This is a genomic window from Pseudomonas sp. WP18, assembly GCF_036689585.1.
GTDB classification, from domain to species: domain Bacteria; phylum Pseudomonadota; class Gammaproteobacteria; order Pseudomonadales; family Pseudomonadaceae; genus Aquipseudomonas; species Aquipseudomonas chlororaphis_E.
In genome coordinates this window covers 5316151-5338371 of sequence record NZ_CP144758.1, presented here as the reverse complement: position 1 = coordinate 5338371, position 22221 = coordinate 5316151, and the positions used below count along the sequence as shown (strand labels likewise).

The 22221-nt window shown below is 62.5% G+C and carries 16 protein-coding genes; 2 read left to right on the top strand and 14 right to left on the bottom strand.

All coding sequences use genetic code 11. The features are described 5' to 3' along the window. Entirely contained in the window at positions 1-1701 is a 1701-nt protein-coding gene (pilB, locus tag V5F23_RS23720) for a type IV-A pilus assembly ATPase PilB (protein ID WP_042730994.1), read from the bottom strand. A 230-nt stretch (positions 1702-1931) separates the two neighbouring features. Here pilB and V5F23_RS23715 point away from each other — a divergent pair, with 230 nt between their 5' ends. Both V5F23_RS23715 and V5F23_RS23710 read left to right on the top strand, forming a co-directional pair. Beyond that, complete coding sequence (locus tag V5F23_RS23715) at positions 1932-2339, top strand: pilin (RefSeq protein ID WP_042730995.1); 408 nt, start codon at positions 1932-1934, stop codon at positions 2337-2339. Between the two features lie 264 nt (positions 2340-2603). Then, positions 2604-2957, top strand: coding sequence for a BON domain-containing protein (locus V5F23_RS23710; protein WP_042730996.1), 354 nt, complete (start codon positions 2604-2606; stop codon positions 2955-2957). 265 nt (positions 2958-3222) lie between these two features. Here V5F23_RS23710 and V5F23_RS23705 read toward each other — a convergent pair whose 3' ends face one another. The 13 genes from V5F23_RS23705 to gluQRS all read right to left on the bottom strand — a co-directional run bounded on the left by V5F23_RS23705 (position 3223) and on the right by gluQRS (position 22042). Next, positions 3223-3519 carry a DUF2845 domain-containing protein gene (locus V5F23_RS23705; protein ID WP_053143980.1) on the bottom strand — a complete coding sequence of 99 codons (297 nt, stop codon included), beginning with the start codon at positions 3517-3519 and terminating at the stop codon, positions 3223-3225. A gap of 1 nt (position 3520) precedes the next feature. Beyond that, a complete protein-coding gene (locus V5F23_RS23700) occupies positions 3521-6454 on the bottom strand; it encodes a DUF748 domain-containing protein (RefSeq protein WP_338496772.1) in 2934 nt (977 codons plus the stop codon). A gap of 116 nt (positions 6455-6570) precedes the next feature. Further along, positions 6571-7587, bottom strand: a complete 1017-nt coding sequence (locus V5F23_RS23695; RefSeq protein WP_042732714.1) for a class I SAM-dependent methyltransferase — start codon at positions 7585-7587, stop codon at positions 6571-6573. 190 nt (positions 7588-7777) lie between these two features. After that, on the bottom strand, positions 7778-9715 hold the full coding sequence (gene acs / locus V5F23_RS23690) for an acetate--CoA ligase (RefSeq protein WP_338496770.1): 1938 nt from the start codon (positions 9713-9715) through the stop codon (positions 7778-7780). A gap of 191 nt (positions 9716-9906) precedes the next feature. Further along, a complete protein-coding gene (gene pgi, locus V5F23_RS23685) occupies positions 9907-11571 on the bottom strand; it encodes a glucose-6-phosphate isomerase (protein ID WP_338496768.1) in 1665 nt (554 codons plus the stop codon). Between the two features lie 327 nt (positions 11572-11898). Further along, entirely contained in the window at positions 11899-12759 is an 861-nt protein-coding gene (panC, locus tag V5F23_RS23680; RefSeq protein WP_042728796.1) for a pantoate--beta-alanine ligase, read from the bottom strand. Further along, positions 12756-13556 carry a 3-methyl-2-oxobutanoate hydroxymethyltransferase gene (gene panB, locus V5F23_RS23675; RefSeq protein ID WP_042728795.1) on the bottom strand — a complete coding sequence of 267 codons (801 nt, stop codon included), beginning with the start codon at positions 13554-13556 and terminating at the stop codon, positions 12756-12758. The genes panC and panB overlap by 4 nt, the downstream gene beginning before the upstream one ends. A 327-nt stretch (positions 13557-13883) precedes the next feature. Then, entirely contained in the window at positions 13884-14369 is a 486-nt protein-coding gene (gene folK, locus V5F23_RS23670; RefSeq protein ID WP_042728794.1) for a 2-amino-4-hydroxy-6-hydroxymethyldihydropteridine diphosphokinase, read from the bottom strand. Between the two features lie 3 nt (positions 14370-14372). Further along, on the bottom strand, positions 14373-15773 hold the full coding sequence (locus tag V5F23_RS23665; protein ID WP_042728793.1) for a polynucleotide adenylyltransferase PcnB: 1401 nt from the start codon (positions 15771-15773) through the stop codon (positions 14373-14375). A 729-nt stretch (positions 15774-16502) separates the two neighbouring features. Continuing rightward, positions 16503-17936 carry a sigma-54 dependent transcriptional regulator gene (locus V5F23_RS23660; protein WP_212803041.1) on the bottom strand — a complete coding sequence of 478 codons (1434 nt, stop codon included), beginning with the start codon at positions 17934-17936 and terminating at the stop codon, positions 16503-16505. A gap of 22 nt (positions 17937-17958) precedes the next feature. After that, complete coding sequence (locus tag V5F23_RS23655) at positions 17959-20913, bottom strand: sensor histidine kinase (protein ID WP_161796098.1); 2955 nt, start codon at positions 20911-20913, stop codon at positions 17959-17961. After that, positions 20897-21073, bottom strand: a complete 177-nt coding sequence (locus V5F23_RS23650; RefSeq protein WP_003176118.1) for a hypothetical protein — start codon at positions 21071-21073, stop codon at positions 20897-20899. Before V5F23_RS23650 ends, V5F23_RS23655 begins: the two co-directional genes overlap by 17 nt. A 78-nt stretch (positions 21074-21151) precedes the next feature. Beyond that, positions 21152-22042, bottom strand: coding sequence for a tRNA glutamyl-Q(34) synthetase GluQRS (gene gluQRS / locus V5F23_RS23645; protein WP_042728790.1), 891 nt, complete (start codon positions 22040-22042; stop codon positions 21152-21154). Positions 22043-22221: the final 179 nt, after the last annotated feature.

The following is a 22221-nucleotide window of genomic DNA, read 5'->3' as shown; positions in this document are numbered from 1 at the left end:
TCAATCCTTGGTGACGCGGTTGATTTCTTCGAGGCTGGTGACGCCCTGCATCACTTTGAGCAGCCCCGAGGTGCGCAGGTCATTGAAGCCGTCCTTGCGCATTTGCAGGTCGATTTCCAACGAGTTGCCTTCGGCCATGATCAGGCGTTGCAACTGAGGTGTATTCCTGACCACTTCGTAGACCCCCACGCGCCCTTTGTAGCCACTGTTGCACTGCTGGCAACCGACCGGCTCATAGATCGTGAATGAGCCGATGCGTTCCCGGGGGAAGCCTTCCTTGAGCAGGGTTTCGTCGGGAATCTCGAGGGCTTTCTTGCAGTGGTTGCACAACTTGCGCGCCAGCCGCTGGGCGATGATCAAGTGCACGGCGGTGGCGATGTTGAAGCCGGGGATGCCCATGTTCTGCAAGCGGATCAGGGTTTCCGCCGCGCTGTTGGTGTGCAGCGTGGAGAGCACCAGGTGACCGGTCTGGGCGGCCTTGATGGCGATCTCGGCGGTTTCCAGGTCGCGGATCTCGCCGACCATGATCACGTCCGGGTCCTGGCGCAGGAACGAGCGCAGGGCCTGGGCGAAATCCAGCCCCTGGCGCGGGTTCACGTTGACCTGGTTGATGCCTTCCATGTTGATCTCCACCGGATCCTCGGCGGTGGAAATGTTGATGTCCACGGTGTTGAGGATGTTCAGCCCGGTGTAGAGCGATACAGTCTTGCCCGAGCCGGTGGGCCCGGTGACCAGGATCAGCCCCTGGGGTTGCTTGAGCGCCGCCATGTACAGCGCTTTCTGGTCAGGCTCGTAGCCCAGGGCGTCGATGCCCATTTGCGCGCTGGAAGGGTCGAGGATCCGGATGACCACTTTTTCGCCCCAGAGCGTGGGCAGGGTGTTGACCCGGAAATCGATCGACTTGTTTTTCGACAGGCGCATTTTCAGGCGTCCGTCCTGGGGCTTGCGGCGCTCGGAAATGTCCAGGCTGGCCATGACCTTCAGCCGTGCGGCGATACGGCCGGCCAGTTGGGTGGGCGGCTTGGCCACTTCACGTAGCATGCCGTCGGTGCGCACCCGCACCCGATAGGATTTTTCATACGGCTCGAAGTGCAGGTCGGAGGAACCGCCCTTGATCGCGTCCAGCAACATCTTGTTGACGAACCGCACCACCGGCGCGTCGTCGGCGTCCTGGCCAGCAAGGGTGTCCTGCTTGCGATCGTCGTCCGACTCGATGTCCAGGCCGTCGAGGTCGACATCACCCATGCCCTCCAGGCCGGTGCTGCTGGACTCGAAGAACTTTTCGATGGCGTCGCTGAGTTTGTCGTCCTCCACCAGGATGGCTTCGGTGGTCAGGCCGGTGCTGAACTGAATGTCATTGATGGCCTGGTGGTTGGTTGGATCGGAGATGCCCACGAACAACTTGTTGCCACGTCGCCAGAGCGGCAGGGCGTGGTGTTGGCGGACCAGTTTTTCGCTGACCAGGCCGGCGGGCTGGTTCTCCTTGTCGAGGCTGTTGAGATCCAGCAGGGCGACGCCGAAATGCTCCGAGGCAATTTCCGCAACCTGACGACTCTGGACCAGTTTGTTCTGTACCAGGTAGCTGACCAGGGGCATGCGATTGCGCTGGGCCTGCTGGTACGCCTGCTGGGCATTCTGCTCGGTGATCAGTTCAGCCAACACCAGTTGCTTGGTCAAGCCGCTGAGTGCGATGTCATTCATGGGCATGGGGATACCAGACGCGGACAGTTCATGACTTATAGCCTAGTCAAGCATCGACGCCAAACCAGCGAGGCGGGGTGACAAAAAGTGTCAGATAGTGCGGTTGTTGGGGTAGGACGCAAGGCTTCTGGCCGGCGAAGTCCTTTGTCAGTGGCGTCTTGAGGGTTGGCATGTGCCGTGCAATAGCCGCCTCAGGACATGAGATTCCGCCTCATGCGATGGAGAAGTCTATGAGCAAGCAAAAAGGTTTTACCCTGATCGAACTGCTGATCGTCGTGGCGATCATCGGCATCCTGGCGACGTTTGCGTTGCCGCAGTATTCCAGGTACCAGGCGCGGGCGAAGGCTACCGCCGGACTGGGGGAAATATCCGCGCTGAAGGTAGCGTACGAGGATCAGATGAATCAGGGGGTTACGCCAACGTTGGCCCTCATGAACGCCCCGTCCACAACCAATAATTGCGCCATCTCGCTAACAGGTACAGCCACGACGGCAGGCTCTATCATTTGTACCCTCCAGAACGCCCCTGCCGCCATAGCAGGTAAAACGATCACGCTTAGCCGTGATGTCAATGGCGCCTGGACATGCGCATCCACCGCACCCAAGGAATACCTGCCGACCGCTTGCCCTGGTACCTGATACTGCGCGGCGATGGGGCACTCCCTCGCCGTTTAAAACCTTCTTTGATTCATCAGCTTAGCGGCGAGGCAGAATCGGCAAGTTGCATGTTGAAAATGGGAGGCTCATGCAATTTGCATGATTATGAATTTTGCCGCTTCGCTTAACTATTTGATTTATAAGGAATTAATTGATTTATCAAAACTGGCACAGCCTTCGCACTACTCCTGGTAACCCTGCTGGATGCAAATCCGGCAGTTTCTGAGAAAAACAGGAGTTACTCGTATGAAGAAGTTCGCTATCACTGCCGCTGCTGCAACCGCTCTGACCCTGACCATGGCTAGCGCATTCGCCGAGACCACTCAAGCAACTCAGGCTCCAATGATGCTGGCTGCTGGCGAAGTGACCAAGGCGAAGGAAACCACTTCCGACACCTGGATCACCACCAAGGTCAAGGCTGACCTGCTGACCGAAAAAGGTATTCCAGGCTCCGACATCAAAGTTGAAACCAACAAAGGTGTTGTGTCGCTGTCCTCCACCGTGGCCGTGACTGATTCGCAAAAAGACATGGCCGTGGCCATTGCCAAGAAAATCAAAGGCGTCAAAGCCGTCTCAGCTGATGGCCTGAAAGCCGAGTAAGGCTGACGAGTTCTCGCCTGGACCGGGAGAAGGCGCGGCAAGCGGGCTGAGTCATACGCCTGCCGTTGCTTTTGAAGTTCATGCGAAGGCCACACGGACGTGGCCATTACAGGCCCCCGGCATACGTGCCGGGGGCCTGTTCTATTCAGGGGTGGAAAACTGGCGTGAGCGGGGGTGGTGGGTATTCGCGAGCAGGCCCGCTCCCACATGGGGTGGCCTGCACGATCCCTGTGGGAGCGAGCTTGCTCGCGAAGAGGGCGCCCTTTCAGCGCCCGCGCTTGCTGGTGATCTGCACCAACCGGTTTCCCTCAAAACGCAGGTACTGGTACATGCCGCTGTTGGGGCCGTAGGTCCATTCCTCAACCGGGTATTCTTCCCGGCGATTGACGCTGCGCTTGTAGCCCAGGTCGTCCCGCGCCGCAGGCTCGCCACACTTTTGCAGCACTTCGCTGGAGCGGTCGCCGACGCTGATCAACTGGCTGCCGCAACGCAGCGTATCGGCCGCCGATGCCGTGCCGGCGGCCAGCCATGCGCCCAGGCCGAGCAGGTACAAACACTTCATCTTATTCGGCATCCAGGTGCATGGGGGTAATGACGCGTCCGTCGCTCTCGGCCTGGCCGAGGCTGGCGTCGATGAAATAGACGCGGTCGTCGGCCAGGCGCCCTTTGTCCACCAAAAAGTCCTTGATGCTACCGGCCCGCTCTTGCCCCAGTTGGCGCAGCAACACATCACTGCCGCTCCAGAACTTGATCACGCTTTCGCGCAGCTTGTCGGTGCGCGCTTTTTTGTCCAGCTGCGCCCATTCGGCCGGCGGCTGGGTCTTGAGGCGGGTGCGATAGATGCCTTCGAGCAACGGTGCCTTTTCATCTTCGGGCACCTGCAACAGCGAGGCCTGGGCCGGCACCTTGTCGCCGCGCCGCTGCAGCATCTTGTAGTAGTTGTACTGGTATTCACGTTCCAGGCGCTGGGCGGCGAGCAGCGGGCCGTCGCTGCTTTCGGCCGCCGTGCCTTCGATCTCCAGGCGCAGTTCCGGGCGCTTGCCCAAGGCTTCGGAAAGTTTGAGCAGCACGCCCTCGCTTTCTTTGCTCAAGTCGCTTGAACCTGGGGCGAATGCCACGCTGCCGAGGTCCTCCGAACCGCCACCGGACACCAGCCCGCCGATGAGCTTGAACGGCGCCTGCGCCGCGCGGACCACCAGGTTGCGCAAGGTCTGCCAGACAATCGGCATGACGCTGAATTGCGGGTCGTTGAGGTTGCCGGTCACCGGCAGTTCGATGGAGATCTTGCCTTCGGAGTCCTTCAGTAGTGCGATGGCCAGCTTCAATGGCAGGCTCACGGCGTCCGGGCTGTCGACTTTTTCCCCCAGTTGCAATTGCTCGACCACCACTTTGTTTTCAGCCTGGAGCTGACCCTTGGTGATCCGGTAATGCAGGTCCAGGTTGAGTCGGCCCTTGCGGATACGGTAGCCGGCGAACTTGCCGGAATAGGGGGTCAGGGTGGTCAGCTCGACCCGTTTGAAACTGGTGGCGATGTCGAGGCTGGCCATCGGGTCGAAGGGGTTGACTGCCCCCTTGATGGTGACCGGCGCATAGCGGTCGACCTTACCCTTGACGTCGACGCTGGCCGGCTTGGCCTCGCGGCTGTCGATGGTGCCGATCTGGCCGTTGAGCTGTTGGATGGCCGTGGCGAAATTCGGCGTCAGGCTGAAGTCGGCGAAGTTGGCCGAGCCGTCGTTGATGGCGATGCCACCGATGTGAATGCCCAGGGGTTTTTCCGCCGAGGCCGGTTTGGCCGCCGCGGTTTTCGGCGCGCCCTCGGCCGGTTGCGGGATCAACAGGTCATCGACGTTGGTGGTGCGGTCGTCGTTGATCATGAAGCGGGCATAAGGCTGGAACAGGTTGACCTTGTCGATGGAGAGGCGGTCACCGTGCTGGTAGTCGAGGCCTTCGAGGACCAGGCTCTGCCACTTGAGGAAGTCCCGGGTCTTGAGGGTGTCGAGGGTGTGCAATTGATCGACCTGGGCACGGCCGGTCACTGCAAAGGCCAGCGGCTCGGTGCTCTTGAGGTCTACCGCCAGGTCGCTGCCGAGCATCCCGGAGCGCAGTTCCAGTCGAATGAACGGGTTGATGTACGACTGGGCGACTCGCAGGTCGATGTCCTGGGTCTTGACCTTGAGCCGGGCGCTGATCGGGTTCAGGTTCACCTCGCCGTCGGCGAGGATCTTGCCCTGTTTGCCCAGCCCGGTGTCCAGCTTGAGGGTAAAGGGCGAACCGTTGAGCGTGTCGTAGTTCTGCAGGTCCAGGTTCAGCGGGCCGACTTCCAGTGCCACGGCAGGTTGCGCCTGGCGGTCGGCCAGGTGCACCTGGTAATTGCGCAGTTGCACGTCTTTCAACAACACCTGCCAGGGTTTGCTGGGGGCGGCGGGTTCAGGTTTCGGTGAGTCGGCGGCGGCCGGGGCTGAAGCGGGTTCGGCCTTGGCCTGTGGCTTGGCCGGCTGGCTGGCGAAGAGCTTCTGCCAGTCGAGCTGCCCGTCCGCCTCGCGAGCGGCCCAGGTCTCGAGTTTCTGGCTGCGGATCTTGCCCACCACCACTTGCTGCTTGGCCAGGTCGACCGTGGTTTCGCTGACGTCCAGGCGTTCGAGTCTGGCCAATGGCCGGCCATCGGGCGCCTTGATGGCGAAGGGCGCGACGCTGGCGGCGACATTGTCCAGGCGCAGCTCGGTGCCCTTGGCCAGGTTGAGTGTGTAGTCGGTGCTGACGTTCAGCACGCCGTTCTCCAGCACCAGCGGTACGGCGTCGCGGACGTAGGGCCAGAAGGCTTTCATCTGGCCGTCGGTGATCTTGAGTTTACCTTCGGACGCGATGGGCGTAAGGCTGAAGTTACCGGTCCAGTCGACACGTCCGCCGCCAGGGCCGACGGCCACCAAGGTCATGTCGGCGCTGTCGTCGGGCAGGGTGCTGAGGTTCTTCAGCTCGAAATCGAGGGCGTCGTAGAGAAACTCGATCGGCTCGCTGGGGCGCAAGTCCTGGAAGTGCACGTAGCCGCTGGCCAGCTTGATCCGGTCCACACGCAGTGGAAATGGCTTGGCCTCGGGGTCGGCCGGGGTCGGCTCGCTGGCCGGTAGCTTGAACAGGCCCAGCAGGTTCAACTGGCCATCCTTGGCGAACACCACCTCGGTCTTGGGTTTGTCCAGCTCGATGTCGGCCAGGTGCAGGGCGCCTGACCACAGGCTGTCGACCTGCAGGTTGGCGTACAACCGTTCGAAGCCAATCTGCTCCTTGCCCGGTTCGCCAATGCTCAGGCCCCAGAGGGTCACTTCGAGGCTGAACGGATTGAGCTCGACCCGCTGGATCCTGGCGGGCACCGTGGCGTGCTCGGCCAACTGCTGATTGGCGATCCGCAAGGCGACACCGGGCAGGATCAGGAAACCCGACAGGCTGTAGAGGGCCAGTGCGGTCAACAGGGCGCCGAGAGCGCGGAGCAATCCTTTGGGCATGTGCGGCTTCATCTGATGTGAATTCGGAGTGCCTTGGAGTATGGCATGCGTTTGCGGTTCCGAAACCACTGTGATTTATGAGACTTGTCCGCTTCTGCAGTAGGATTGCGCCGGATTCAAAGCTGCAGGATCAACGTCTTGAGCGGCGGCTGATGGTCCATCGAAGGGAAATCGCTGCCGGGCGTCAGTACGCTCCACTCCCGAACCGGGCGGCCAGCTTTTTGCGCGCAGCGCAGCACCTGCTCGCGCCAGTCGTCCATGGGCACCTTCGCCAGGTTGTTGCAGCAGATCAGCACGCCGTCGTCGGCGGTGGTCAGCAGCGCCGGTTTGAGCAGGCTCTGGTAGTCGCGCAGCAGGTCGACGGTACCGAACGCGCTCTTGGCCCAGGCCGGCGGGTCGAGCAGCACCAGATCGTACTGGCGCGGTTCCAGGCGCACATAACTGGGCAGCTTCTGGCCGCGCCGCTGGCTGATGGGCAGGCCGGCCAACTGACGGATCGCCGGGAAGTAGTCCGACTGCACGAACGTCATGGCCGGCAAGGTCGGGTTGAGCAAGCCATTCTCACGGCCGACCGCCAGGTTGCCTTCGGCGAAGTCGAGGTTGCAGACCTCCCTCGCCCCACCGGCGGCCGCGCTCAGGCCGACGCCACAGGTGTAGGCGAACAAGTTCAGCACGCTCTTGCCGCGGCTGTGGGCCTTGACCCAGCCCCGAGCGTTGCGCAGGTCGAGGAACAGCAGCGGGTCCTGCCCGGCATGGCGCCCGCGCACGCGGTAGTTCAGGCCCCACTCATGGCCGACCAGGTCTTGCAGGGCGGCTTCGTCAGCCTGGTAGACCGTGTCCTGGCGATCAATGCGCGAGTTGCCCCCCGAGCGGTCGTTGTAGACCAGCAGGGTGTCCAGGCCCAGGTGTTCGTTGACGATGCCGTGCACTTGCAGCAGGGCATCGCGCTCCAGCGACTGGTGGAAGCTCTGCACCAACAGTTGCGGGCCGTAGCGGTCGACGGTCAGGCCGGGTGCGCCTTCCTGGCTGCCGTGGAAGAGGCGATAACAGTCGGTGCCTTGCTGGTGCAACTGGCCGAGCAGGTCCTGACGCTGGTCGAGGGCGGCGCGCAGCGCCTGATTCAAGGAAGACATGCCATGCGCGCCTTAGAGAAATGAGGCGCGGGAGTTTAGCAGCTATGGACAGTGTATGCGGTTCACAGCCGAGCACTGACCGTGGCGAGGGAGCTTGCTCCCGCTGGGGCGCGAAGCGGCCCTGTTTTTTTTGGGGCTGCTACGCAACCCAGCGGGAGCAAGCTCCCTCGCCACAGGGATTGCGGTGATATCAGCGATTCAGGCGCTTGTCGATCAGCCCTTCCACCACGCTCGGGTCGGCCAGGGTCGAGGTGTCGCCCAGGCTGTCCAGCTCGTTGCAGGCGATCTTGCGCAGGATGCGTCGCATGATCTTGCCCGAGCGAGTCTTGGGCAGCGCCGGTGCCCACTGGATCAGTTCCGGCTTGGCGAAGCTGCCGATCTCCTTGCTGACATGGGCCAGCAGCTCCTGCTGCAACGCTTCGTTGGCCTCGACGCCGTTCATCGGGGTGACGAAGGCATAGATGCCCTGGCCCTTGAGGTCATGGGGATAGCCGACCACCGCCGCTTCGGCAATGCTGTCGTGCAGCACCAGGGCGCTTTCCACTTCGGCGGTGCCGATGCGGTGGCCGGAGACGTTGATCACGTCGTCGATGCGCCCGGTGATCCAGTAATCGCCATCTTCATCGCGACGGGCCCCATCCCCGGTGAAGTAATAGCCGGGGTAAGGCTTGAAGTAGGTGTCGACCATGCGCTGATGGTCACCGTAGACGCTGCGGATCTGCCCGGGCCAACTGGATTTGATGGCCAGCACGCCGCTGCCGGCGCCGCTGATCTCCTTGCCCACTTCGTCCAGCAGCACCGGCTGTACGCCGAACATCGGCCGGGTGGCACAGCCCGGCTTGAGCCGTGGGGCGCTGACCAGCGGGCTGAGCATGATGCCGCCGGTCTCGGTCTGCCACCAGGTATCGACAATCGGGCAGCGCTGTTCGCCGACCGCATTGAAATACCACTCCCACGCTTCGGGGTTGATCGGCTCACCAACACTGCCGAGCAATCGCAGGCTCTGGCGAGAAGTGTCCTGCAGGGGACCGGGGCCTTCGCGCATCAGCGCTCGCAGGGCCGTCGGCGCGGTGTAGAAAATGTTGACATGGTGCTTGTCGATCACCTGCCAGAAGCGTGAGCTGCTGGGATGGCTCGGTACGCCCTCGAAGATCAGCGTGGTGGCGCCGTTGGCCAGCGGTCCGTAGACGATGTAGCTGTGGCCGGTGACCCAGCCGACATCGGCGGTGCACCAGAAGACTTCGTTGTCGCGGTAGTCCAGCACGTACTTGAACGTCATCGCCGCTTGCAGCAGGTAGCCGCCGGTGGTGTGCAGGACGCCCTTGGGTTTGCCGGTGCTGCCGGAGGTGTAGAGGATGAACAGCGGGTCCTCGGCGTCCATCGGCTCGGCCGGGCAGTCGTCGCTCGCCTCGTGCATGGCCTGGTGGTACCACAGGTCGCGGCCTTCGACCCAGTTCACCTCGCCCTGGGTGCGCTCGACCACCACCACGGTGCTGACATTCGGGCAGCTTTCCAGGGCCTTGTCGACGTTGCGCTTGAGCGGTATGAAACGCCCGCCGCGCACGCCTTCGTCCGCGGTGATCACGGTGCGGCAATCGGCGTCGAGAATCCGGTCGCGCAGCGAGTCCGGCGAGAAGCCGCCGAACACCACCGAGTGCACCGCGCCGATGCGGGTGCAGGCGAGCATGGCGTAGGCCGCTTCCGGAATCATCGGCATGTAGATGCAGACCCGATCGCCTTTTTTCACTCCACGACTTTTCAGCACGTTGGCCAGGCGGCAGACATGGTGATGAAGTTTTTTGTAGGTGATTTGTGCCGATTCGGCGGGGTTGTCGCCTTCCCAGATGATCGCGACCTGGTCGCCACGGGTGTCCAGGTGACGGTCGATGCAGTTGGCGCTGACGTTCAACTTGCCGCCGGCGAACCAGGTTGCGTCGCCGTTCTTGAGGTCATAGCGCTGGACGGTTTGCCAGGGTGCCATCCAGTCGAGAAAGCGCGTGGCCTGCCCGGCCCAGAAGGCGCTGGGGTGTTCGATGGATTCCTTGTAGAGCCGCTGGTACTCGTCCTGACTCAACTGCGCAGCCCGGCGGACGGTGTCGGCTTGGGGGTACTGGCTGATCTCGAACATGACGGATCCTTATTCTTGTTTTTGCGACAAGCCTAAAGATGCGCCCAGCGAATATCGAGTTCAAGCTGTACATGAAGTCATTGTGGGAACGGGCTTGCTCGCGAAGGCGGGGTGTCAGGCACATGAATGGCCACTGACACATCACCTTCGCGAGCAAGCTCGCTCCCACAGGGGCATGCGAACCTCGGGGGTCAGCCGCGATGGCGTCCGCGGAAGTAGTTGATCAGGCCTTGGGTCGAAGCGTCTTCCGCCGGGCTTTCTTCGCTGCCCACCAGACGGTTGTACACGCCTTTGCCCAATTCCTTGCCTAGCTCCACGCCCCATTGATCGAAGGCGTTGATGCCCCAGACCACGCTTTGCACGAACACCTTGTGTTCATACAACGCCACCAGCGCACCCAGGCGCCGCGGGCTGATGCGTTCGACCACCAGGGTGTTGCTCGGACGGTTGCCCGGGATCACCTTGTGGGAAGCCAGTTTCTGCACCTCTTCTTCGCTCGCGCCCTTGTCCCGCAGCTCGGCTTCGGCTTCGGCGCGGGTCTTGCCCAGCATCAGTGCCTGGCTCTGGGACAGGCAGTTGGCGTACAGCCACTGGTGATGGTCGGCGACCGGGTTGAAGCTGACGATCGGCACGATGAAGTCGGCCGGAATCAGTTGCGTGCCCTGGTGCAACAACTGGTGATAGGCATGCTGGCCGTTACAGCCGACGCCCCCCCAGATCACCGGCCCGGTGTCGGTGGACACGGGGGTGCCGTCCTGGCGCACGCTCTTGCCGTTGGACTCCATGTCCAGCTGTTGCAAGTGCTTGGTGATGTTACGCAGGTAGTGGTCGTACGGCAGGATCGCGTGGCTCTGCGCGCCCCAGAAGTTGCCGTACCACACGCCCAGCAGGGCCAGCAGCACCGGCATGTTCTGTTCGAACGGTGCGCTCTGGAAATGCTGGTCCATGGAGTAGGCCCCGGAGAGCAATTCCTTGAAGTTGGACATGCCGATGGCCAGGGCGATCGGCAGGCCTATGGCCGACCACAGCGAGTAGCGCCCGCCGACCCAGTCCCACATCGGGAAGATGTTTTCTTCGCGGATACCAAAGGCCACGGCAGCGGCGTTGTTGCTCGACACCGCGATGAAGTGGCGATACAGCTCGGCCTCGGAACCGCCCTGGGCGAGGTACCAGGAACGAGCGGCCTGGGCGTTCTTCAAGGTTTCGAGGGTGTTGAAGGATTTCGACGAGACGATGAACAGCGTGGTCTCGGCGCGCAGCTTCATGGTCAGTTCGTGGAATTCGCTGCCGTCGATGTTTGCCAGGTAGTGGCAACGTACGCCTTTGTGCGTGTAGGACAACAGGGCTTCGGACACCAGTTGCGGGCCGAGGAACGAGCCACCGATGCCGATGTTCACCACGTCGGTGATCGGCTTCTCGGTGTAGCCACGCCACAGGCCGTCGTGGATCCGGCCTACCAGGTCGGTGATCTGGTTCAGCACCTTGTGGACTTCCGGCATCACGTTGACGCCGTTGACCGACAGCTTGTCGCCCACTGGGCGGCGCAACGCGGTGTGCAGGGCCGGACGGCCTTCGGACGAGTTGACGATTTCGCCTTCGAACAACTCCTTGATCGCGCCCTGGAGGTCGACTTCGTTGGCCAGGCTGACCAGCAGGTCGCGGGTCTGGGCGTTGATCAGGTTTTTCGAGTAGTCGAGAAACAGGCCACAGCTCGACAGGGTGAATTGGTTGAAACGCTGCGGGTCGGCATTGAACGCTTCGCGCATGCTGAAATCCTGCATGGCTTTGCGGTGGTCATTCAGCGCTTGCCAGGCGGGCAGAGCGGTCACGTCATGAGGGGTTCGGTAGTACGCCATCGCTGCGGGTTTCCTTTTTACTTGAACGACCTTTTGTACACTAAAAATGCCGGCGCGGCATGGGACGGGCGTCCGGACACTGCATCGGGACGATCGCCGGACGCAGGGCGACTACAGTAAACCTCGCGTTGCGATCTGTCTCGGCTTTGTCAGACCTCAGGGCGGTACTTTTTTATACATCGGGGCTGGGGAGGTGGCGACGAGCGGGTGCGGTGCCACGATCTTGTGTGAGAGCGAGCCTGGCGCGCGAAGGCGGTGGCTCAGTCAGCATTGAAACCGACGGATCCACCGCTTTCGCGGGTAGGCTCTTCCCACAGCAGGGTTGGGTCAGAGAGGCGCGTCGAGGTCCAGGTGCAGGTTGTCGATCAACCGGGTGGTCCCGAGGAAGGCGGCCACCAGAATCACCAGGTCGCGATCTTCCTGGGTGGCCGGGCGCAGGGTTCGGGCGTGGCGGACTTCCAGGTAGTCGGGGCGCAGGCCTGCCGCTTGGAGTTGCTGGATCTGCCCAGCGACCAACGCCGGGTAATCGCGCTGTCCCTGCCGGATGGCCTCGGCTATCTGGCTCAGGCCACGATAAACCACAGGGGCGACGGCGCGTTGCTCGGCGCTGAGGAAGCCATTGCGCGACGATAGCGCCAGGCCGTCGTCGGCACGCACGGTTGGTTCGCCGATGATCTGGATCGGCATGTTCAAGTCATGGACCAGCGCGCGGATCACCGCCAGTTGCTGGAAGTCTTTCTGGCCAAACACCGCGATGTCAGGCTGGACCATGTTGAACAGCTTGCTGACCACCGTTGCCACGCCCTCGAAGTGCCCGGGGCGGCTGGCGCCACACAGGCCTTCGGATAACTGCGGGACGCTGACCCGGGTCTGCCCGGTCATACCGTCGGGGTACATCTCCTCGACGCTGGGGGCGAACAGCAGGTGGCAGCCGGCCTGGAGCAGTTTCTCCTGGTCGGCCGCCAGGGTACGAGGGTACTTGTCCAGGTCTTCGCCGGCGCCGAATTGCAGCGGGTTGACGAAAATGCTCGTCACGACGAAGTCGGCCCGTTGCCCCGCCTTGGTCACCAGCGCCACGTGGCCGCTGTGCAGGTTGCCCATGGTCGGCACGAAGGCGATGCGTTTACCTTCGCTGCGGGCGCGAGCCACGGCGGCGCGCAGTTCGCGTACGGTTTTGACGGTGTTCATGCGGAGAATCCGTGTTCGACGCCCGGGAAAGTCGCGGCCTTCACTTCGGCTACGTAGGCGCCCAGGGCGGCCTGGATGCTGGTTTGCCCGGCCATGAAGTTCTTTACGAACTTGGGTGAGCGCCCGGTGAGCGACAAGCCGAGCATGTCGTGCAGCACCAGCACCTGGCCGTCGGTGGCGTTACCGGCGCCGATCCCGATCACCGGGATCTTCACCGCCTGGGTGATTTCCTCCGCCAGTTCGCTGGGCACACATTCGAGCAGCAGCATCGCCGCGCCGGCCTGTTCCAGGGCAATGGCATCGGCGCGCATCTGGCGTGCCTGGTTTTCATTGCGCCCCTGGACCTTGTAGCCGCCCAGGATGTTCACCGCCTGCGGCGTCAGGCCCAAGTGCGCGCAGACCGGAATGCCACGTTCGGCCAGCAGCCGGATCGAGTCGGCCAGCCACAAGGCCCCTTCGACCTTGACCATGTGCGCGCCGGCCTGCATCAGCTGGGCGCTGTTGGTCATGGTTTGTTCGAGGGTGGCGTAGGCCATGAATGGCAGGTCGGCGAGGATCAGTGCATCGGTGTTACCGCGTTTGACGGCGGCCACGTGATAAGCCATGTCGGCGGTGGTCACCGGCAGCGTGCTGTCGTGACCTTGCAGCACCATGCCGAGGGAATCGCCCACCAGCAACACTTCGACACCGGCTTCGTTGCAGGCGTGGGCGAAGGTGGCGTCATAGCAGGTCAGCATGGCGATTTTCTCGCCTTTTTGCTTGAGACCTTGCAGCGTGGTCAGGGTAATAGCTGGCATGAAAAAGTCCTCTTCAGGCGCTCGTGAACTACTGCGAGTAACGCGCATGATTCGTCATTTACACAGGCGCACCCTCTTATGCGTGGTGCTTGTAAGGCCTGGATTGCGCCCTTAAACGCCGCGTTGGCGGCTATGGGACGCCTATAGTCGTGAGGAGGACCCGGGAAGTCAATTGGATGTGTTACCGGCGGGTGTTACCGAGGTTACTGATGCGTTTCAGCGAGGAGGGGCGTTTCTGATGTGACTGTCCGGTCCCCACGCCTGAGGCGTAGCCGGCAGCAATGATCCTGAGTTGTGGGCGCGAGCAAGCCCGCTCCCACAAGGGGGTTACACAGGCTTTAGGCGTTCCAGGCCTTCGAACGGGCAAGCGGCAAGCAGGTCCTGGAGCAAGCGTCCATCGGCCAGGCGCAGCTCGGCGGGCGCCAGTTCCGCCAGTGGATACAGGACAAACGCCCGGGCCTGCATGTGGTAATGCGGGACTTTGAGGCGGGGCTCGTCGATCAGGCGGTCGCCGAACAGCAGGATGTCCAGGTCCAGGGTGCGCGGGCCCCAGCGTTCCAGGCGCTCGCGACCTTGGCCGGTTTCGATGGTCTGCAGGGCGTCGAGCAGGTCCAGCGGTGCCAGGCGACTGTCCAGCGCCGCCACCGCATTGGTGTAGCGCGGCTGCCCAGGCAACAGCGAGTCGCTTTGATAGAACGACGAGACGCCTGCCAGTTCGGTATCGGGCAGTTGCGCCAGGGCCTGGAGGGCACTGCGCAGTTGCTCGGCAGGTTCGGCCAGGTTGCTGCCCATGCCGATGTAGACGCGTTCCATCGATTACTCGCCCGACTCGCTCGAAGCACCGGCGCGCTTGCGCTTGGTACCACCCCCGCTGCGACGCCGCTTGCGCGGGCCGCTGCCGGCTTCATCCTTGCCGCTGAGGTCGCGGATCATCTCGCGACGTTCGCTGTCGTTGGCATCCTGGTAGTCGGTCCACCATTCGCCGAGGCCGTCGGTCTGCTCGCCAGCGCTTTCGCGCAGCAACAGGAAGTCGTAGCCGGCACGGAACCGCGGGTTGTCCAGCAGCAGGTCGGCGCGTTTGCCGCTGCGTCGTGGCAGGCGCTCCTGCATGTCCCAGATCTCGCGGATCGGCATCGTGAAGCGTTTTGGAATCGCGATGCGTTGGCACTGTTCGGCAATCAGTTCGTGGGCGGCTTCCTGCATCGCCGGAATCGGCGGCATGCCACGGTCTTGCAGGCGCAATACCCGTGCTGGCAAGGCTGGCCAGAGCAGGGCGGCGAACAGGAACGCCGGGGTCACCGGTTTGTTCTGCTTGATGCGCAGGTCGGTGTTGATCAGGGCTTCGCTGATCAAGGTGTGGGTGTAGGTCGGGTTGTGCTCCAGCGCCTCGGCACTGGCCGGGAACAGCGGATCGAACAGTTGCAGGTCCACCAGCATCTCGAAGGTGTCCGCGGCGTTGCCCGACAGGAACAGCTTGAGCACTTCCTCGAACAACCGCGCCGAAGGGATCTCCCGCAGCATCGGCGCCAGGTCGCGAATCGGCGCGGCGCTGTGTTTTTCGATGCCGAAGTTCAGCTTGGCGGCGAAACGCACGGCCCGCAGCATGCGTACCGGGTCTTCCTGGTAACGCTGCCTGGGGTCGCCGATCAACCGGATCAGATGGTTGCGGATGTCGTGCACGCCATTGGCGTAGTCGAGGATGCGCTCGCTGACCGGGTCGTAGTAGAGGGCGTTGATGGTGAAGTCGCGGCGTTGCGCGTCTTCTTCCAGGGTGCCGTAGACGTTGTCGCGCAGGATGCGCCCGCTCTCGTTGCGAGAAGACTGGTTGCTGTCTTCTTCTTCGTCGTTTTGCGGGTGGTTGGCGCGGAACGTCGCCACTTCAATGATTTCGCGCCCGAAATGGATATGGACCAGCTTGAAGCGCCGGCCAATGATCCGTGCGTTGCGGAATTCGGCCCGGACCTGCTCCGGCGTGGCGCTGGTGGCGACGTCGAAATCCTTGGGCGTGATGTTGAGCAGCATGTCGCGCACACAGCCACCGACCAGGTAAGCCTGGTAGCCGGCGTTCTGCAAGCGTTCGACGATGTTCACCGCATAACGGCTGAACTGGGCCTTTTGCAGCGAATGCTGGCCGATGTTGAGCACTTCAGGCGTGCTGCGAATGTGTTGCGTACGACGCAAGGGAGAACGGAATGACTGGAACAGCTTCTTCAGCATGGGATGCACTGTTTGAAGGAATGTTCGGCCAAAATGAAGAATTGACCGCATGATGGGCGGGGATTCTAGCATTTAGTCGAGGGATGGTGTAGGACGCAGCAGATTTGGCTGCAAGCTTTGAGCGGTAAGCCCTGTAGGCTTGGGGGAGGGCGGAACGTCGGAAACCACAAGGGGAGCCTAAGCTCCCCCAGAATTAGTTTCGTGCTCTATTTTTATTATTGATTTCGGGCTTCTTGTTTTTGTTGAGTGCCCGTGTCACGAGGTTTCCCATCGTGACGCTCCCAATCGGGAGTCAAGAGCAAACGGATTGCTTTGGTCGCTGTGTTGCAGTGATCAACCGATCCAACCAGTTCAGGCACCTGTCTTGAGACAGTTTTTATTGTTCTCGGCCTGGTTGTGGGGCAAGCCCCAAATACAACGCCTCTCCAAAAGAATCAGTTAGCTGCGCCTCTCGCCGTCTTGTTTTTATTGTGCGTGAGTCGATTCGTCTTATTTTTATTGTCTTTTGCATTGCTTGTTATTGTTCTTGTACCAAAGCTATAGCAGGGTGCGTGCCAACTTTTGCGTGGCCCAGTGAAACCGGGGGTTCTATGGTTATACCCATTTTTTCGGGACGAAAAAAAGCCGGGGTTTCGTTACCGTAAACCCCGGCTTTTGTTACGTGGAAAAACTGAGGTAACAGTTTTTTCACATGCACTGGTAGACAGTGATCTCTTGTGGGGGCGAGTTTCAGCTTTCGCTGGCCACGCCGGTCTTGCGCCGGGGGATGCCCAGGCGCTGGCGGCGTTCCCACAGGCATTTGCGGCTGACGCCCAGCTTGCGCGCCAGTTCGGTCTCGGTCATGTGGTCCTGGTGTTCCAGGACGAAATGCTGGAAGTAGTCTTCCAGGGACAGGTCCTCGGTAGGCTCGTGGCTGGTGTTGTTGGCGGCACCGCCGTGCTGCGGGGCCAGGCCGATGAACTCTTCGTCGTCCAGGTCGCCCAGCTCAATGTCGATGCCCAGCAAGTCGGCGGAAATTTCCGGGCTCTCACTCAGGATCACCGCGCGCTCGACGGCGTTTTCCAGCTCTCGGACGTTACCCGGCCAGGCGTAATGACGAATGGCCTGTTCGGCGTCCGGGGCGAACTTGAGGTCGGTGCGATTGATGCGCGCGCTCTGGCGGGCGAGGAAGGCCTGGGCGATTTCGTTGACGTCGGCGCCACGTTCGCGAAGGGGCGGCAGTTTCAGGGCGATCACGTGCAGGCGGTAATACAGGTCTTCACGGAACTGGCCGATCTTCGCCAGGCTCTTGAGGTCTCGGTGGGTCGCCGCGATCAGGCGTACGTCGACTTTCTGTGATTGCACCGAGCCCACCCGCCGAATCTCGCCTTCCTGGAGCACCCGCAGCAAGCGCGCCTGGGCTTCCAGTGGCAGCTCGCCGATTTCATCGAGGAACAATGTGCCGCCGTCCGCCGCCTCCACCAGCCCGGCGCGGCCGGCGCTGGCACCGGTGAACGCGCCTTTCTCGTGGCCGAAGAGTTCGGATTCGATCAGGCTTTCCGGGATCGCCGCGCAGTTCACCGAGATCATCGGTGCCTTGGCCCGGCGAGACAGGTTGTGCAGGGCGCGGGCAACCAGTTCCTTGCCGGTGCCGGACTCGCCCTGGATCAGCACATTGGAATCGGTCGGCGCGACTTTGCGGATTTTGCCGTACAGGTCCTGCATCGGTGGGCAGGAGCCGATGATGCCGATTTCGCCATTGCTGTTGCTGGCGCCACCTTTCACAGCGGTGCTGGCCTTGCCGGCAGGTTCCGACGAATGGCTGCTCGCTGCCTGTCGGTCGCGCAGGATGCGGGCCACGGCCTGGAGCATCTCGTCATGGTCGAACGGCTTGGCGATGTAGTCCACCGCGCCCATTTTCATGGAGTCCACCGCCGAGCGCAGGCTGGCGTAGCTGGTCATGATCAGAACCGGCGTGCCCTGGCCGAGCTTGATCAGCTCGGTGCCGGGAGCGCCGGGCAGGCGCAGGTCGCTGACGATCAGGTCAAACGTGGGAATGCTGAAACGTTCTTGTGCTTCCTGCACGGAACCGGCTTCGCTGACCTGGTACTGGTTGCGTTCCAGCAGGCGGCGCAAGGCGGAGCGGATAATTGTTTCGTCTTCGACGATCAAAATGTGCGGCATTGATTCGATTCTCTCGACGGTCTCAGTTCACAGCGGACGTCGCTTCGACATGACGCGGCAAGGTCACCCTGATACGGGTGCCGCGTTGGCTCTGTACATCGGCCGGGCTGTCGATGGTGATTTGTCCATAATGCTCTTCAACGATGGAATAGACCAGTGCGAGGCCCAGACCGGTGCCTTCGCCAGGATCCTTGGTGGTGAAGAAGGGTTCGAACAATCGGTCCATGATGTTCTGTGGGATACCGCTGCCCTCGTCTTCGACGATCAGGTCGATCGTGTGTTCGCTGGCTTCGCTCCTGACCCGCACCGCGCTTCCCGCCGGCGTGGCGTCGCGGGCGTTGGACAGCAGGTTGATCAGTACCTGGGCGAGTCGCTGGGGATCGCCGTCGACCCAGTGGTCCGGATCGCACAGGTTGAAGAATTGCACTTCGAAATTGCGCCGGTTAAGGGCCAACAGACCAATGGCATCCTGGGCCACTTCGGCCAGACAGACGGCCTCGTCGTTGTGCTGGTGGCCGCCGGCATGGGCAAAGCTCATCAGCGACTGGACGATGCGCGACACCCGCTTGGTCTGTTCAAGGATCTGCCCGCTGATTTCCGTCAGCTCGCTGTCGTCCTCGCGCTCTTCGCGCAGGTTCTGCGCCAGGCAGGCGATGCCGGTGATCGGGTTGCCGATCTCATGGGCCACCCCGGCTGCCAGCCGGCCGATGCTGGCCAGGCGTTCGGAGTGGACCAGCTTGTCTTCGAGCATCTGGGTGTCGGTCAGGTCTTCCACCAGCAGCACCAGGCCGCTGTTGCCGGGCGCCAGGGGTTCGTCGATCGCGGCCTTGTGCAGGTTCAGCCAGCGGGTCTGTCCGTCCAAGGCCAGGTGTTGCTTGTGCAAGTGTTCGTCCGGCAGGTCGATGAAGCCTTGCAGCAGACCTTTCCACGGCTCGCCGAGGGTGCTCAGGCGTGAGCCGACCACCCGTTGGGCGGCGATCCCGGTCAGTTCTTCCATGGCCTTGTTCCACATCAGGATCTCTTGGTCCTTGGCCAGGGAGCACACGCCCATCGGCAACTCTTGCAGGGTCTGGCGATGATAGCGGCGCAAGGCGTCCAGTTCGGCGGCCAGGCCGGTGAGGCGCGAGTGGTAGTCCTCAAGGCGGCTTTCGATGAAGTGGATGTCTTCGGTGACATAGTTTTCGCCACCGGCCTTGTAGGGCAGGAACGTCTCGACCATGTCCTGGGCCACGCTCGGGCCCATCAGGCCGGAGAGGTTGGCTTCGATCCGGTCGCGCAGGCGACGCAAGGCATACGGGCGCCGTTCGTCAAAGGGCAGGTAGAGGTCGCGCAGCGCCTGTTCGACTTCTTTTTGCGCGGCCTTGGCGCCCAGAGGCTTGGCCAGTTGCGTGGCGAACTCCTGGGGCGAGGCGGCGTGCAGCTCGCGCCGTTGCGGGCGACGGACGTTGTCCACGGCGCAGGCCTCGGCGGCGCTGGCTTCTTCGCTGCTGGCGTTGGTGAACAGCGAAATCAGCGTGAACATCAGCACGTTCGCCGCCAGGGAGGCGATGGCCGCCATGTGCCAACTGGTGTCGTCGAGCACGTAGATCATGTTCAGTAGCGGGATGTAGAAGCCTTGCAGGTTGCCCATCAGCGGCAACAGCATGGCCACCAGCCACACCAGGATGCCCGCCAGCAGCCCGGCAATGAAACCGCGACGGTTGGCGGTCGGCCAGTACAGCACCGACAGCACCCCGGGCAGGAACTGCAAGGTGGCCACGAACGCGACGATGCCCAGGTTGGCCAGGTCCTGGCCGTCACCCAGCATCAGGTAGAACCCGTAGCCGGCCATGATGATCGCCACGATCAGCGCCCGGCGCGTCCATTTCAGCCAGCGGTAGATGTTACCTTCGGCCGGTGGCTGGTAAAGCGGCAGCACCAGGTGATTGAGGGCCATCCCCGACAGTGCCAGCGTGGTGACGATGATCAGGCCGCTGGCCGCCGACAGGCCACCGACGTAGGCCAGCAGGGCCAGGGCCTTGCTGTTGGCGGCGATGCCGATGCCGAGGGTGAAGTATTCGGGGTTGGTGCTGGCCCCCAGTTTCAGCCCGGCCCACAGGATCAAAGGCACCGCGAGGCTCATCAGCAACAGGAACAGCGGCAGGCCCCAGCTCGCGCTCACCAGCGAGCGTGGGTTGAGGTTTTCGGTAAAGGTCATGTGGTACATGTGCGGCATGACGATCGCCGACGCGAAGAACACCAGCAGCAGCGTACGCCACGGGCCTTCCTGCAAGGGCGTGTGCAGGGCGGCGAGGGCGGTCTGGTTCTGCAGCAGCCAGATTTCCAGTTGCTGCGGGCCGTCGAATACGCCGTACAACGCGTAGAGGCCGACGCCGCCGATGGCGATCAGCTTGATCACCGATTCGAACGCGATCGCGAACACCAGACCTTCGTGTTTCTCACGAGTGGCGATGTGGCGGGAGCCGAAGAAGATCGTGAACAGGATAATCAGCCCGCAGAAGCTCAGGGCCACGCGGTGCTGTACCGGTTCGCCGGTGAGGATGCTGATGGAGTCGGCGACGGCCTGGACTTGCAGGGCCAGCAATGGCAATACCCCGACCAGCATGAAGATCGTGGTCAGCGCGCCCGCCCAGGTGCTGCGAAAGCGGAAGGCGAACAGGTCGGCCAATGATGACAGTTGGTAGGTGCGGGTGATTTTCAGGATCGGGTAAAGCAGCACCGGCGCCAGCAGGAACGCCCCCGACACGCCGAGGTAGCTGGACAGGAAGCCATAGCCGTACTGGTACGCCAGCCCGACCGTGCCGTAGAACGCCCAGGCGCTGGCATAGACGCCCAGCGACAAGGTGTAGGTCAGCGGGTGGCGGATGATCGCCCGGGGGATCATGCCCCGTTCGCTGACCCAGGCCACGCTGAACAGCACGGCCAGGTAGGCGGCGCTGATCAGGATCATCTGGGTCAGGCTAAAGCTCATCGGCATCTTTTTGGCTCTGCAGGATGAAGGTCACGACAATCAGGATCAGCCAGAGCAGATAGGGCCGATACCAGGCACCCGTGGCGTCGATCCACCAATCCATGATGGCCGGGGAGAACAGGTAAATCCCCACTACCAGAAGCAGGACCAAGCGATAGATGTACATCCCGGCCTCTCTATGTTGATGCGCGTGCCCGAAAACGTGCGGCGATGGTAACGGATGGGCGCCAGGCTGCAAGGGCCGTCAACGGATTTGCGCTTCCGGCAGGTTCAGCGTGCGCGGGATCCTCGCGGCATCCCAGTGGCGCATGCCCCAGGCCAGCAACTCCCGCGGGCTGGCGTCGGCCAGTTCGGGCCCCGGTTGCTGGCCCAGTGCGCGCAGTGCCCGCAACAGCAGCGGCGTGGCCTGGTCGGCCGAAAGCGGCGGTGAGCGATAGGACTTGCCCAGTTTGTGCCCGTCAGGCTGGGTGATCAATGGCACGTGCAGGTAACGCGGTTGGGGCAGCCCGAGCAGTTCTTGCAGGTACAACTGGCGCGGTGTCGAGTCCAGCAGGTCGGCGCCGCGCACGATATCGGTCACGCCTTGCCAGGCGTCGTCCAGCACCACGGCCAGTTGATAGGCGTAGAGCCCGTCGCGGCGGCGGATCACGAAGTCGCCCGCCTCGCGGCCCAGGTGTTGGCGGAACGGGCCCTGGACCCGGTCGGTGAAGTGGTATTCGAGCTCCGGGACACGCACGCGGATGGCAGCGTCCTCGGTGTCGTGCCCGGCATTGCGGCAAAGCCCTGGATAAATGCCCTGGTACGCTTCCAGTTGTTTGCGCGAGCAGGTGCAGGCGTACGCCAGCCCTTGGCTGAACAGCCGGTTGATCACGTGCTGGTAGGCCTCGTGGCGCTCGCTCTGGCGCACCATCTCGCCGTCCCATTCAAACCCGTAGCGCTCCAGTGCCCGCAGGATCGCCGTCTGGGCACCGGGCTCTTCACGGGGCGGGTCGAGGTCTTCCATGCGCAGTAACCAGCGCCCGCCCACGGCCCGGGCGTCCAGGTACGAGGCCAGCGCGGCGACCAGCGAACCGAAGTGCAGGTGGCCGCTGGGGGTGGGGGCGAAGCGGCCGATGTAGGGAGAGGTGGCAGTCATGGGAAGAATGTTGCTGGATCCGGTTGGCAGAGGCATATGTCTTTTAATCACGGACCGTCTGTGGGAGCGGGCTTGCTCGCGAAGGCGGTGTGTCAAGCGATATCAGTACTAACTATACAGCCCTCTTCGCGAGCAAGCCCGCTCCCACAGGACTTCGCCAGGTCCGAGAGGGCGTGTCG

Coding starts and splice junctions, on each gene's coding strand:
- pilB (WP_042730994.1), bottom strand. CDS start 1,701: ATGAATGACATCGCACTCAGCGGCTTGACCAAGCAACTGGTGTTGGCT.
- V5F23_RS23715 (WP_042730995.1), top strand. CDS start 1,932: ATGAGCAAGCAAAAAGGTTTTACCCTGATCGAACTGCTGATCGTCGTG.
- V5F23_RS23710 (WP_042730996.1), top strand. CDS start 2,604: ATGAAGAAGTTCGCTATCACTGCCGCTGCTGCAACCGCTCTGACCCTG.
- V5F23_RS23705 (WP_053143980.1), bottom strand. CDS start 3,519: ATGAAGTGTTTGTACCTGCTCGGCCTGGGCGCATGGCTGGCCGCCGGC.
- V5F23_RS23700 (WP_338496772.1), bottom strand. CDS start 6,454: ATGCCCAAAGGATTGCTCCGCGCTCTCGGCGCCCTGTTGACCGCACTG.
- V5F23_RS23695 (WP_042732714.1), bottom strand. CDS start 7,587: ATGTCTTCCTTGAATCAGGCGCTGCGCGCCGCCCTCGACCAGCGTCAG.
- acs (WP_338496770.1), bottom strand. CDS start 9,715: ATGTTCGAGATCAGCCAGTACCCCCAAGCCGACACCGTCCGCCGGGCT.
- pgi (WP_338496768.1), bottom strand. CDS start 11,571: ATGGCGTACTACCGAACCCCTCATGACGTGACCGCTCTGCCCGCCTGG.
- panC (WP_042728796.1), bottom strand. CDS start 12,759: ATGAACACCGTCAAAACCGTACGCGAACTGCGCGCCGCCGTGGCTCGC.
- panB (WP_042728795.1), bottom strand. CDS start 13,556: ATGCCAGCTATTACCCTGACCACGCTGCAAGGTCTCAAGCAAAAAGGC.
- folK (WP_042728794.1), bottom strand. CDS start 14,369: ATGGAACGCGTCTACATCGGCATGGGCAGCAACCTGGCCGAACCTGCC.
- V5F23_RS23665 (WP_042728793.1), bottom strand. CDS start 15,773: ATGCTGAAGAAGCTGTTCCAGTCATTCCGTTCTCCCTTGCGTCGTACG.
- V5F23_RS23660 (WP_212803041.1), bottom strand. CDS start 17,936: ATGCCGCACATTTTGATCGTCGAAGACGAAACAATTATCCGCTCCGCC.
- V5F23_RS23655 (WP_161796098.1), bottom strand. CDS start 20,913: ATGCCGATGAGCTTTAGCCTGACCCAGATGATCCTGATCAGCGCCGCC.
- V5F23_RS23650 (WP_003176118.1), bottom strand. CDS start 21,073: ATGTACATCTATCGCTTGGTCCTGCTTCTGGTAGTGGGGATTTACCTG.
- gluQRS (WP_042728790.1), bottom strand. CDS start 22,042: ATGACTGCCACCTCTCCCTACATCGGCCGCTTCGCCCCCACCCCCAGC.